We start from the raw sequence: 11,379 nt of genomic DNA, 5'->3' as shown, positions 1-11,379 counted from the left end.
GGGCGGTACCGCCCAGCTATCCCCCGGCTTTAGCCGTGGGGAGTGTCAAGAGTGTGTACACTGACAGCAGTCCAATCGTAACCAGCAGGTAGATCAGCCATGCTGCCCAAAACTTCCCACAAGTACAACCTTGAAGTCTTCGCCAAACTCTCGGCAGAGGCCCACGAACTCATTGAACGGACAATGACCGAGCGTAATTATGAAGTCGGTCACACCGTCCTTTTCCAGAATGACTGGGGGCAAGCGGTTTATTTTGTCCTAGAGGGCTGGGTCAAGATTCGGATGTTCCACAGTGACGGGAATGAAGTCACCCTCAATATCCTCGGTCCTGATGAGATTGTGGGCGAGATGGCGGCCTTGGACCAGTCTCCCCGCTCCACGGATGTCTTGGCCTTAACACCTTTACGTTTAGGTAGTTTGTCCCGCGATACGTTTATGCATCTGCTCAGTCATGAGCCGTTATTTGCTCAGGAATTGCTGTTGGTAATGGCCCGTCGTCTCCGGCAGGCTAACCGCCGTTTGCTCACCCGTGAGTCCAACAGTGAGGGCCGTTTGGTGGACGCGCTGTTGTTTATTGCCGAGGGGCAGGGGCGCACCAGCCGGGATGGAGTAACAATTCCCAGCTTTCCCCACCGCGAACTCGCCGCTCTCAGTGGATTGGCCCGCGAGACGGTGACGCGCTCACTCTCGGACCTACAGAAGCGGGGCCTCGTCGAGAAAGTCGGGAACTGTCTGCGTTTCCCCAGTCTGGACCGACTTGAAAAGTTACTGGGGTTGTCCTGAGTCCGTGCTATCTATCATTGTTCCCACTTATCAGGAAGCCGGGGGGATTGCTACCTGCTTGACCGCACTCAACGCGCAGGCGGGACCGTTTGAGGTGTTCGTGGTGGACGGCGGGTCTAAGGATGGGACGCTCGACACAGTTCGAGACGCAACTGTAAACTATCCCTTGGCTTGGGGGGTAGCTCCCCAGCGGGGGCGCAGTGCCCAGATGAACTGGGGGGCGGCGCAAACCGGGGGGGAAGTCTTACTTTTCCTCCATGCCGATAGCTGTTTACCTGTGGGGGGTTTGGCTTTATTACAAGAAACGATGCGGGGAGATTGGGTGGGCGGACGGTTCGATGTGCAGTTGGATGACCCCACTTGGCCCTATCCCTGGATGGGTCGGCTGATTAACTGGCGGAGTCGGCTGGCCCGTCGTTGCACGGGGGATATGGGGATTTTTGTGCGGCGGAGTGTTTTCACGGACCTCGGCGGCTTCCCGGACCAACCGCTGATGGAAGACCTAGAGTTCTCCGCCCGTCTCTACCGACTGGGGACGATGGCTCACCTAGCCTTACCCCTCCAGACCAGTGCCCGTCGCTGGCAGAAATCCGGCATTCTCAAAACGTTCTGGTTGATGCAGACCCTCCGGGTGGCCTACGCCCTGGGTACACCCCCAGCGACTTTGCAGCGTTGGTACCGAGACGTGCGTTAGGCGGGCTTACTCTTGGTTTTTTGGCTGGCTTGGTACTCGCGCCAGATGACGAGCAGGATCGAGGCATTAAAGATACTGGAGTACGCGCCAGCGGCAAACCCAATAATCAGGGCCAAGGAGAAATCCTTCAGCGTCACCCCGCCAAAGAAGTACAGGGCGAGCAAGCTCAAAAGTGCCGTAAACGAAGTATTGAGCGAACGGGCGAAGGTCTGGTTAACTGACTCATTGACCACCTCGGCAAAGGGTTTTTTGCGGGAGACGAATTTCATATTTTCGCGGATACGGTCATAGACGACGACGGTATCCGTCACTGAGAACCCGACCACCGTCAAGAGGGCGACCACGAACAAGGAATCAATCTCCACATTTGCCACCAATCCCAGGAAGGCAAAGAAGCCCGACAGCACGATGACATCATGGAGCATCGCCACCAGCGCGAACACGGCAAAGTCTGACTGGAAGCGTATACTCACATAGACTGCAATCGCCGTCAGGGTCACAAACATCGCCAGTAATCCATTTACCAAGAGTTCCCGACCCAGGGTCGGCCCGACGGTCTCGATGCGGTCTAGGGTGTAGTCGCCCAGTTCTTGTTTGAGGGCGGCCTGTACCGCCAGCCGTTCTTCCTGGGATAGAGGTTTGGCACGAATTAAAACTTCTTTCCCGGAAAGCTGAATGATACTGTTGCCCAGGTCTTTTTTGGTCAGGACTTCCCGCACTTGGGTCAAGGTCGGGGTAGCGGTTTTGAAGCGCAACTGCCAGAAGGTCCCCCCGGTGAAGTCAATGCCCAGCCGGAGGGGAGAACCGAGGGTAATGGTGGACCAAAGCATCGCCACCAATCCCGCCGCCACAAAGGCTCCCGAGATGCCCAACCACAGTTTATGTTTACCGACGACATCAACCGCCATGGCTCAGACCGCTCAAGTGACCTTTTTTAGTGTACAAGTGTCCAGTCCCCTCATCCCATTAGGCCCCGTCAAGCTCATCTCTACGTCCATACCAATTCCAAGCTAAGCGTTATTACGAAGTAGCAGTGCGTGGCAGTTACGAGAATATCCGCTTTCGGTATGATGAGGCCATAGTAACGGCGGGTACGGAATGTACACGGTACAGATTATCGGGACCGAGGCGCAAGCAGCAGTACAGGAATTGTTAGAGCTACCGGGCGTGACGGGGACGGTGGTGCAGTCTGAGGAGAAGGTGCGGGATTTTGGGGCGGCGGTGGAGATTATTGAAAATTTAATCGGGATTGCTGGGGGATTAGTGATGCTCTATGACTGGTATCAGAAATGGCGACAAGCCCATCATGAGGCACGGTTCCTTTAAGCTAAATCTGGTTGCTTTAAGCTAAATCTCCTAGTTTTTTGATAAAACTGACGTTTTTACGCTAAATCTCTCGTTTTTAAGTTGAAACAGTCTTTTTACGCTGCTTGAGGCCCCTCCGCCCCACTTGTGGGGGACCAAGACCACGAAGACAGAAGAAAGTTCTTCTTCTTGCTCCCCTACCCTGCTCGCCTGTGCCCGACAGGGTAAGGGGGCTGGGCTGGGGGTAGGGGACCTCTTAGGCTGGGGAGAGCATTTGAGCAAAACACCAGATACCCATACCTACAACCAGAGCTAGTACCATCCCGACCAACGTGAAATCCCAGAATTGCACCGGGAAAAACAAGAAACCTAAAGACCCCAGCCCTGTCCCGAGACCAAAGAAGGTACTGAGCAAATGGAAGTTGAGGCGGCAGGGCATGGCGGGTTCCGATGCGGACCCTTTTACCTTAAAGACCGTTGCCACTCATGGGCAGGCGTTTTGAGGAAGAGGAGACTGCGCTTGCCCGCAAATACGGCTAGATGACAACTAGCCCTTGACCTTAAAATAATGGAGTAACTCTGAGCTTAGAGTGGACACGGTTTTTTATTGGATTAGTGCAACTTTCAAAGGGCAGGATTACTGGGTGCAGCGGCAAATTGACCCGGCCCGCCCGATTAGTAAACACGCCTTCGCGCGGACTTCGGCTTTTTTTGATGAGGGGAGTGTCCGAGTAGTGATGCAGTGGTTACGGACGATGGGAGCCACGGATGTCCACTGTTGGCCCGCCGGGAGTCCCCATGTTGCTTTAGTCGAGGGTGAACATTGGTTTACAGAATTCGTTTCAGGGGTAGGCTTAGTTATTGCGGTCCAAGTACAGACAGAAGAGGGTCTATGTTGAAGTATTTAGTTGGCTTGGTGTTGTGTTTAGTCGGAACTGTTCAAGCCCAAGTAGTCCTACCAAATCTGGATGATTACGCCCTCAACCGGACGAGCCCCTATCAACCTCCTGTCTCCCTGGAGCCCGGTCCCAACCGTCTTAGTCTGCGGGTCCAAACAGTATCGGTTATTATCCTCCGCGCCGAGGAACGGATCACAATCCCCGTCGAGGGACGATTCCATGGTCAAGACTTAGAGCCGGGGCAACTCAATGGGCTATGGGTACCTCTAGGTCCGACGCTGGGACGATTGGTATTTGATGAATTGCGGACTGCCAGTGGGACTTTTGCCGTGATTGCCCAGACTGACCTCCCCATCCCGAACACCCGCCCCATGCCTGTCCTAGAGGGAGGCGTTCAGGGAGGGCGCGTCCGCCAGACGGGACTCACTCGGTATTTTGAGGGTAAATCCGCCAGTCCCTACGCGCTGGGTACAAGTTACGGTAGCTCTAGTGGCTATGGTAGTAATATTTTCACCGACCCCCAGTCCCGACTTTCTCAGGCTCGGGCCATCGCTCAAGAACTCGCCACGCGTCAAGAATCCGTCAGGACTTGGACACTGCCCAGCTTGTACCCCGGTCAGACCCTAATCGTTACGTTCACCGAGGCCCCTTGAAGGATTGGCAGCAAAGCCCGAGAGCAGAATTTCTCGCCGCCTTGGGGCTAGAGACCACCAGTCCGGTGCAGTGGGATCTATTGACCCAGGCCCTAGTCCCCCCAGCAGCGGGGATGAGCCCCCAGCCCGATAATGACCGTTTGGAGTTTCTGGGTGATGAAGTGGTCCGGTTGCTGGCAACCCGGTTTATTTACGAACGCTACCCGGATTTGGGGGTGGGTGAATTGACGGCTCTACGTGCCCAACTAGTCTCCAATCAGGCCCTCGGTCAATGGGCTACAGACCTCCAGCTTGCCCCCTGTTTACCCTCTATTACTCGTATGACCCAACGGGCGAATGCGCTAGAAGCGGTACTGGGTGCGCTGTACCTGAGTACGATTGACACAACAGATCCCCACTCGGGAAATTTTAGTTTGATTCTAGGTTGGTTATATCCGCTCTTTGTGCCCCTAGCTGAACGCGTCCTCGCTGACCCGACGCGCTTCAATTACAAAGCAGCCCTCCAGGAATGGAGTCAGCATTACCTCAAGGAACTCCCGGATTATCAACTTAGTCAAGAGTCGCCATTTCTCTGTACGGTCTATCTCAAAGGTCATCAACGCGGCGTGGGCACTGGCCCAACCAAAAAACAGGCGCAACAGCAAGCTGCCCTCGCCGCTTACCAAGCCCTGCCGACCATCCTGCGGCCTCTAGTCTTTCTGGATACCCCAGCCCAACACCAGGCTCTGATTGAATATCAAGGAACTATAGATTAAGGGGAATTCTCTGACGGGCAGGTTTTCACACCACCGACTAGATCCGGTCCCGCACTCAACTTCCGTAGCTCTTGCTCCTCACGGGCAGGGGGTTCGATTAGACAGACCCCATCCACAACTTCTGCTTGGGTGGGGTTCTGACGCTGGTACTGGCGTTGCTCAGCGTTGATAGGACGGGTGACTTGGTTGTATTGAGGGGTAGTAGTGGTGATATCTAGCTGGGGCGGTTGAGTTTTGGGGATAACCAATTGCTGGGCTTTACCCGTAGGGCTGGACTGGGTGGGTAGGGCTAGACAACTTACTAGGGTCACCACTAGGATGCCCCGTCTAAGTAAACCTGCCTTAAATTGTGCTGCGGTCATGATCTAGCTCCGAGATACCTACACCCTAGATACCCCGTCCCCAGCCCACGACTCTCTGTAGTGATAGAACTGGCTGCGTCCTAAGAGGTGTCTTCGTGTGGCGTATCAGCGCACTTTATTTTGGAGTGTAAATAGGGTAGTAAGGGTAAATCATGGGTAAAAAATACCCAGGATTGCAATAAGGAGATGACCATGGCTGGACGCTCAGTGAAATTGAACCTTAGTGAGCAAGGCTCCCAAGACCTCAAAGAGGTTGCCCAGAGTTTAGGACTGACCGAAACAGAAGTGCTGCGTAAGGGTCTGCAGCTAGTGGGCCTCTATACCAAGATCAAGAAAGACAAAAGTGGGGCCTTGCTACTCAAACACGGTGACACCACCAGCGAATTGATCCTTAGCTGAGGCCTTTTTGAATAACGCTGAGGAGCAAGGAGGAGGAGATATCTCCCCGCTACCCCCTAAGGTTTTAACCCTGGACAAAGCTGTAGATGACGAGGGTTCCCGACCCTTCACGCTCTCCACCCTTAAGCAGCGTGCCAGTTTTAAACTATATAATATTGCCGCTGGTTTAGCAGGCGTTCTATGGCTAGTGCTAGCCTCGGTTATCGGCTTTCATTTTTTCCAGGTGTCGCAACTGTGCGCGAAACTAGCTGCCCTTGCGCCAGGAACAACCGGCGGGGAGTATGCCGAAAAAGCAATTGCGGCCCTAGACAGTACGGCGAAAACTCTATACACCTTCCTCACACCCTTGGTGGCGGGGGTAACGGGATACTTCTTTAGCGAGATCAAAGCGAGTAACAAAACCGACTAGTCCTTAACCCGTTCTTAGCGTGGAAAGCCCCCACAACCCCCATAATGAGGGCAAAAGTTACGGAGAACGGACTTGAGTAAGAAGACACTGTCCCAATTGTCTGCTGCCGAGCTAGCGGGTAAGCGAGTTTTAGTGCGGGTGGATTTTAACGTGCCCCAGACTCCCGAGGGGAGGATCACTGACGATACCCGCATCCGGGCAGCCTTGCCCACCATCCAATATTTGACTGAGGCCGGAGCCAAGGTCCTCTTGGTCAGCCACCTGGGTCGGCCCAAGGGAGTGGATGAGAGTCTGCGTTTGACCCCAGTGGCCCAACGTCTCCAGGAATTATTGAGTGATACCACGGTCCTCAAGGCTGAGGATGTGGTAGGTCCGGCAGTGACGGCTCAGGTAGCAGCTCTCGAAAACGGACAGGTTTTACTCTTGGAGAACGTCCGTTTTTATAAAGAAGAAGAGAAGAATGTCCCGGCCTTTGCTGAGCAGTTAGCGGGTTTGACCGACCTCTATGTGAACGATGCTTTTGGGACTGCCCACCGTGCCCACGCTTCTACCGAAGGTGTGACCCACTTTCTCACCACAGCAGTGGCGGGCTTTTTGCTTGACAAAGAGTTGCAGTACCTCAAAGGGGCCATTGATGAACCCCAACGACCCCTGGTTGCCATTATTGGTGGCTCCAAGGTGAGTAGCAAAATTGGCGTGATTGAAGCTCTGCTAACCAAGGTGGATAAACTCATCCTTGGCGGCGGCATGATTTTTACGTTTTACAAAGCCAAGGGCCTAGCTGTCGGTAAGTCTCTAGTCGAGGAAGACAAACTGGAGCTTGCCCGTGCACTGATGGCTCAGGCCGAGGTACGGGGGGTGAGCCTACTCTTGCCCACAGATGTAGTGGTGGCGGATGCTTTTAAGGCCGATGCCAATACTCAGACCGTTCCAGTGGAAGCTATTCCCGACGGTTGGATGGGGCTCGACATTGGACCCGATGCCATTGCGAGTTTCCAAGCCGAGCTTGCGGATAGTAAGACAGTGATCTGGAATGGTCCGATGGGGGTCTTCGAGTTTGAAAAATTCGCGACCGGGACTAACGCCATTGCCCAGACCCTAGCCCAATTGACCGGGAAGGGTGTGACCACGATCATTGGCGGTGGTGACTCGGTAGCAGCAGTGGAACAGTGCGGCTTAGCCGACCAGATGAGTCATATCTCCACCGGCGGCGGGGCCTCGCTCGAACTGCTAGAAGGCAAAGAATTGCCGGGGATTGTCGCGCTCAACGAGGCTTAAAAAAATCTCCCGTCCCGGCTTGGCTAGACCCAGGCCGGGGTTGGGGTTATTTCATCAATTGAAGTTCTGACTTCTCCTCAGGGATAATTGCGCCTTCCACCGGGCACACCTGAAGACAGATCCCGCAGTCAATACAGGTGGCGAAATCAATCCAGTACCAGTCCGTCCCCTTCGCATTTTTGCCCGGTCCCTGGTCAATACAGTTGACAGGGCAGGCATCCACACAGTCGGCGACACCTTCACAGACACTCGTAACAATGGTATGGGACACAGGCTCCGTTCCGACACTGTTAATATTTTAAGTGAAACCTTACAAAAATCATGCGTCGTCGTCAGTGGCTAATTGGTCTTGGGTTCACCATGCCGGGGGTCTTGGCTCAAACTGACGCAGCTTGGAGCCAGATTGAGAAGCGCGGGGTGCTCAGAGTTGCCGCCGACCCGAGCTTAGGAATGCCTTACTTCGCACTTAACCCCACCACCGGTCAGTACCAGGGCTTTGAATGGGAACTGTTGCAAGGTCTAGAGCGTGTCCTGGGTATCCAAGTCCAGGTGACGGAGGTGCTATGGCCCCAGCAACGCCAAGTCCTACGCCAAGGCGGGGTGGATGTCCTGTTCAACCTCCAAGAGGCCCCGGACCTCCAGACCCAACCCTTTCTGCTCACCCGGCCCTATTACCTGACGAGCCAAACCGTCCTCACTCATACCGCACGGTCCCTGACCGGCATCGGCGACTTAGTGGGAGCGCGAGTGGGAGTCCTTAAGGGGAGTGGCGGGGCGGCCCTCGTGGATGCCCACAACCTCTACCGAGCCAAGGGAATTCGGCCCTTTGCTGCGAACAGTGCCCCGGAACTGATCCAGAAACTACAGCAAAGACAACTGGAGGCGGTGGTCCTAGACACGCCCTTGGCCCAGTGGCTGAGTCGGGGTACCCCCCTGTCAGTGGCTCCTTTGACCCTGCTCCCGGTGCCCCTCGTGGGCGTAGTGCGCCAAGACGAACCAAGCCTCAAAAATGCCCTAGACCGGGGTCTACAACAGCTTAAACAAGCGGGTACACTGGAGAAGGTCCTGAGGAAGTGGCAGCTTTGGAACAGTTTACAGACGCGCTCCAGTCTCCGTTCATCACTAAAGGGCTAGCTCAATTTGGAGCCGATTACTATGCGGTCCTCGGTATCGCCATGGACGCGCCCATCATTGAGATTCGTAAGAACTATCGCAACATTGTCCGTCTCCTCCATCCTGACCGTTTTGGGCGTGATACGGAGGGCAAAGCTGAGGCTGAACAGATTCTAGCTCGCCTTGTCAACCCAGCCTTTGAAATCCTCAGTAACGAGGGCCAGCGTCGGGACTATGACCGATTAATCCGGGTTTGGGCGGGTCGGATGAGAGAATACCAGCCCCTTACTTACAGACAGTTACTGTTGATGCAGCAAATGCTCAAGCTCACCGAACTCCAGACTTTTTACCGTCAAGCTATTTTTAATGAAAGTGTCAGTATCTACAAAGATAAAAATGACTTAGTGGCCCTAGGGGTTGCCAATGAACTGAGTATTTACAATCTGGGTTATGTCTTAGGTTGTGAGCGGCTAAATGTAGAATCTGAGGTCGTTGCCCCCCCTCCTAGCGTCGTCCCGCCCCCGGTCATGCCCTCTAGTGAGAGTCGGTCTGGTGGGGTTAACTTTGCGGCTTCCCATTTTGAGCGCGGTAAGATGCTCCTGGACCGACGACTTTACCGTGAAGCCGTTCAATCCCTCAAAGAAGCTACCCGGTTGGCACCTGAGAATGCTAGTTACCATGCCAACTTGGGTTTGGCCTATATGCGTCAAGGTCTACCGGGGATGGCTAAGGCCGAATTTACCCAAGCCTTGGCCCTCGACCCTAACGATGCGCTAGCTCGTAAAGAAATCACCCGCATCAATAACACGGGTTCCCCCGCCCCTCAGCCCAAGACCCCAACCAATCCGAAGTCTGAAACCCCATCCGAACCCGGCCTCCAAGGGACCATCCAAAAACTGTGGAAAAATCTAAACAAACCCCTCTAACCGAGGTCTCCCCGGCCCAACGTGTCCAAATTCTAGTGGAGGCCCTGCCCTACGTCCAACGCTTTGCGGGGAAAACCATCGTCATCAAGTACGGCGGGGCGGCTATGGCTCAGGCTGACCTATCCAGTACGGTCTTAACTGACATTGTGTTCCTAGCCTCCCTAGGCATCAAACTCGTGGTCGTCCATGGCGGCGGCCCCGAGATTAACCACTGGCTTGACCGTTTGGCGATCCCGACCCGGTTTGTCGGCGGGCTTAGAGTCACCGACGGGCTGACGATGGACGTGGTAGAAATGGTCCTTGCCGGTCGGGTCAACAAACACCTGGTCGAACTCATTAATCAGGCTGGGGGGCATGGGGTGGGTCTCTGCGGGCATGATGGTCCAGTTTTACGGGCACGGCCCTACGTCTCGACGATGAGCCAGCCGGATATTGGTTTTGTCGGGGATATCGCTCGGGTAGACCCCCGCTTACTCTTGACCTTGCTGAAGGAAGGTTACATCCCGGTCCTGGCAACCGTAGCCTCCGATGAATCCGGGCAAGCCTACAATATTAACGCCGACACCGCCGCTGGTGAGATCGCCGCTGCCTTGGAAGCCGAGAAGTTGATCCTGCTGACAGATACCCCTGGTCTCTTGGCGGACCGCACGGACCCCGATTCGTTGATTGCTCGGTTAGACCTCCAGACCGCCCGTGACCTGATTGCCCAAGGAACGGTCAGCGGCGGGATGATCCCCAAACTCCAATGCTGTATCCGCGCCATCGCCCAGGGGGTCCGGGCCGCTCACATCCTGGATGGGCGACGGATGCACAGCCTCTTGCTAGAGGTCTGTACTGACACGGGTATTGGGACTATGATTGTCTCGTCGTGACCCAGCCCCTCGTGAATTATCGTCAAGTGATCCCGGTCAAAGTTTATTACGCTGATACCGATAGCGCGGGCATTGTCTACTACGCAACCTATATGCGCTGGATGGAGATGGGCCGCTGCGAATTCATTACTACTTTGGGTCCAGATCTTCAATATCCAAACCAGGAGCTCGTCGTAGCACGGGCCGCACTCACCTACTTCAAACCCGCGCACTACGGCAATGTCTTAGCGATGACGCTTTGGATTGAGGAGTTGACCGGGCTGAGTTTCCGCTTTCAGTACCAGTTCGCTCGCCCAGAGAGTGACGGAACTAGCACGCTCTTGGTGGAAGCCAGCACAATGATGGTCTGTGTAGATATCCGTGACTACCGCTTAACGGCTATTCCTAGCCCGATGCTAACCCAGTTTAAAGCCCTGGCCTAGGGTGTTCCAACGCTGGCTGGGTCGTGGGGTGACGAGTTTATTTTTGACAGGCTTAGCCATAGTTGGGACAATTTATTTCACTCGTGATCTACTCCCAGGCGTGTGGCAGGACTTCCGGTGTCTCCCGTCCCACCTGCGCCAAGAACGGCTTCCCTATCTAACTTTTGTCCAGTGGGTGAAAGCAGGCCATGTCCGCCGGGTCTTTTTCAATAGTGAGCAGGCCCAAGCTTACTTTGTCGTGGACGAGCGCGAGTATATTGTCAAGTTGCCGGAACTGGATTTGAGTTGGCTAGAACTGTGGGATGAGCGCGGGGTGCAGATCGTGCCCTTAGTGCCTGGGAGTTGTTAACTTTATCAGGACTGACACAGAGCAAGAGGAGTGGGTCGGATAGTGGAGCCGTGACCTGCCCCTTAGCCGATGAGTTTTACTAAACTCGACGACTGCCAATACCGGTCAACTGCCCAGCTCCACTAGACCCTGACCTATGTAGCGGACCATCTGGCGCGTC

General features: G+C 54.8%; 18 protein-coding genes. 14 read left to right on the top strand and 4 right to left on the bottom strand.

The features are described from left to right. The first annotated feature begins 99 nt into the window (after positions 1 to 99). Positions 100 to 783: a Crp/Fnr family transcriptional regulator gene (locus HFM78_RS05200; RefSeq protein ID WP_287128363.1), complete on the top strand. Its 684-nt coding sequence runs from the start codon at positions 100 to 102 to the stop codon at positions 781 to 783. 4 nt (positions 784 to 787) lie between these two features. Continuing rightward, the gene (locus HFM78_RS05195) at positions 788 to 1,477 is read left to right on the top strand and encodes a TIGR04283 family arsenosugar biosynthesis glycosyltransferase (RefSeq protein ID WP_287128362.1); all 690 of its coding nucleotides are present in this window, start codon (positions 788 to 790) and stop codon (positions 1,475 to 1,477) included. Here the strand turns inward: HFM78_RS05195 and secF are convergent. After that, positions 1,474 to 2,385, bottom strand: coding sequence for a protein translocase subunit SecF (gene secF / locus HFM78_RS05190; protein WP_287128361.1), 912 nt, complete (start codon positions 2,383 to 2,385; stop codon positions 1,474 to 1,476). The genes HFM78_RS05195 and secF overlap by 4 nt on opposite strands. Before the next feature lie 190 nt (positions 2,386 to 2,575). Between secF and HFM78_RS05185 the strand changes: the two genes are divergently transcribed. Beyond that, positions 2,576 to 2,803: a hypothetical protein gene (locus HFM78_RS05185; RefSeq protein WP_287128360.1), complete on the top strand. Its 228-nt coding sequence runs from the start codon at positions 2,576 to 2,578 to the stop codon at positions 2,801 to 2,803. Positions 2,804 to 3,038: 235 nt separating this feature from the next. On the opposite strand, the gene HFM78_RS05180 is transcribed toward HFM78_RS05185, so the two are convergent. Further along, positions 3,039 to 3,221, bottom strand: a complete 183-nt coding sequence (locus HFM78_RS05180; RefSeq protein WP_287128359.1) for a hypothetical protein — start codon at positions 3,219 to 3,221, stop codon at positions 3,039 to 3,041. A 205-nt stretch (positions 3,222 to 3,426) separates the two neighbouring features. Here HFM78_RS05180 and HFM78_RS05175 point away from each other — a divergent pair, with 205 nt between their 5' ends. Genes HFM78_RS05175 through HFM78_RS05165 form a run of 3 tightly spaced genes read left to right on the top strand, consistent with a single transcriptional unit; the run spans position 3,427 to position 5,089 of the window. Further along, positions 3,427 to 3,681 carry a hypothetical protein gene (locus HFM78_RS05175; RefSeq protein WP_287128358.1) on the top strand — a complete coding sequence of 85 codons (255 nt, stop codon included), beginning with the start codon at positions 3,427 to 3,429 and terminating at the stop codon, positions 3,679 to 3,681. Continuing rightward, positions 3,675 to 4,334 (top strand): hypothetical protein, encoded by a 660-nt coding sequence (locus HFM78_RS05170; protein WP_287128357.1) that lies wholly within the window; start codon positions 3,675 to 3,677, stop codon positions 4,332 to 4,334. The genes HFM78_RS05175 and HFM78_RS05170 overlap by 7 nt, the downstream gene beginning before the upstream one ends. After that, a complete protein-coding gene (locus tag HFM78_RS05165) occupies positions 4,331 to 5,089 on the top strand; it encodes a ribonuclease III family protein (RefSeq protein ID WP_287128356.1) in 759 nt (252 codons plus the stop codon). Before HFM78_RS05170 ends, HFM78_RS05165 begins: the two co-directional genes overlap by 4 nt. Here the strand turns inward: HFM78_RS05165 and HFM78_RS05160 are convergent. Then, positions 5,086 to 5,451 (bottom strand): hypothetical protein, encoded by a 366-nt coding sequence (locus HFM78_RS05160; RefSeq protein WP_287128355.1) that lies wholly within the window; start codon positions 5,449 to 5,451, stop codon positions 5,086 to 5,088. The genes HFM78_RS05165 and HFM78_RS05160 overlap by 4 nt on opposite strands. Before the next feature lie 192 nt (positions 5,452 to 5,643). Here HFM78_RS05160 and HFM78_RS05155 point away from each other — a divergent pair, with 192 nt between their 5' ends. The 3 genes from HFM78_RS05155 (at position 5,644) to HFM78_RS05145 (ending at position 7,537) form a co-directional block, all read left to right on the top strand. After that, complete coding sequence (locus HFM78_RS05155; RefSeq protein ID WP_287128354.1) at positions 5,644 to 5,850, top strand: hypothetical protein; 207 nt, start codon at positions 5,644 to 5,646, stop codon at positions 5,848 to 5,850. Between the two features lie 7 nt (positions 5,851 to 5,857). Further along, positions 5,858 to 6,259, top strand: a complete 402-nt coding sequence (locus HFM78_RS05150; RefSeq protein WP_287128353.1) for a hypothetical protein — start codon at positions 5,858 to 5,860, stop codon at positions 6,257 to 6,259. A gap of 72 nt (positions 6,260 to 6,331) precedes the next feature. After that, entirely contained in the window at positions 6,332 to 7,537 is a 1,206-nt protein-coding gene (locus HFM78_RS05145) for a phosphoglycerate kinase (protein ID WP_287128352.1), read from the top strand. Between the two features lie 46 nt (positions 7,538 to 7,583). On the opposite strand, the gene HFM78_RS05140 is transcribed toward HFM78_RS05145, so the two are convergent. Further along, complete coding sequence (locus HFM78_RS05140) at positions 7,584 to 7,808, bottom strand: ferredoxin family protein (protein ID WP_287128351.1); 225 nt, start codon at positions 7,806 to 7,808, stop codon at positions 7,584 to 7,586. Positions 7,809 to 7,858: 50 nt separating this feature from the next. Between HFM78_RS05140 and HFM78_RS05135 the strand changes: the two genes are divergently transcribed. Genes HFM78_RS05135 through HFM78_RS05115 form a run of 5 tightly spaced genes read left to right on the top strand, consistent with a single transcriptional unit; the run spans position 7,859 to position 11,219 of the window. Further along, entirely contained in the window at positions 7,859 to 8,671 is an 813-nt protein-coding gene (locus tag HFM78_RS05135) for an ABC transporter substrate-binding protein (protein ID WP_287128350.1), read from the top strand. Next, the gene (locus tag HFM78_RS05130) at positions 8,620 to 9,576 is read left to right on the top strand and encodes a J domain-containing protein (protein ID WP_287128349.1); all 957 of its coding nucleotides are present in this window, start codon (positions 8,620 to 8,622) and stop codon (positions 9,574 to 9,576) included. Before HFM78_RS05135 ends, HFM78_RS05130 begins: the two co-directional genes overlap by 52 nt. Continuing rightward, positions 9,549 to 10,448 carry an acetylglutamate kinase gene (gene argB / locus HFM78_RS05125; protein WP_287128348.1) on the top strand — a complete coding sequence of 300 codons (900 nt, stop codon included), beginning with the start codon at positions 9,549 to 9,551 and terminating at the stop codon, positions 10,446 to 10,448. Before HFM78_RS05130 ends, argB begins: the two co-directional genes overlap by 28 nt. Before the next feature lie 11 nt (positions 10,449 to 10,459). Further along, positions 10,460 to 10,870 (top strand): thioesterase family protein, encoded by a 411-nt coding sequence (locus HFM78_RS05120; protein ID WP_287128347.1) that lies wholly within the window; start codon positions 10,460 to 10,462, stop codon positions 10,868 to 10,870. Position 10,871: 1 nt separating this feature from the next. Then, a complete protein-coding gene (locus tag HFM78_RS05115) occupies positions 10,872 to 11,219 on the top strand; it encodes a hypothetical protein (protein ID WP_287128346.1) in 348 nt (115 codons plus the stop codon). Positions 11,220 to 11,379: the final 160 nt, after the last annotated feature.

The sequence above is a fragment of the Candidatus Cyanaurora vandensis genome (genome assembly GCF_013285555.1).
Lineage (GTDB): Bacteria > Cyanobacteriota > Cyanobacteriia > Gloeobacterales > Anthocerotibacteraceae > Cyanaurora > Cyanaurora vandensis.
The sequence above is the reverse complement of the archived record's forward strand: the minus strand, read 5'-3'. Positions and strand labels throughout refer to the sequence as shown.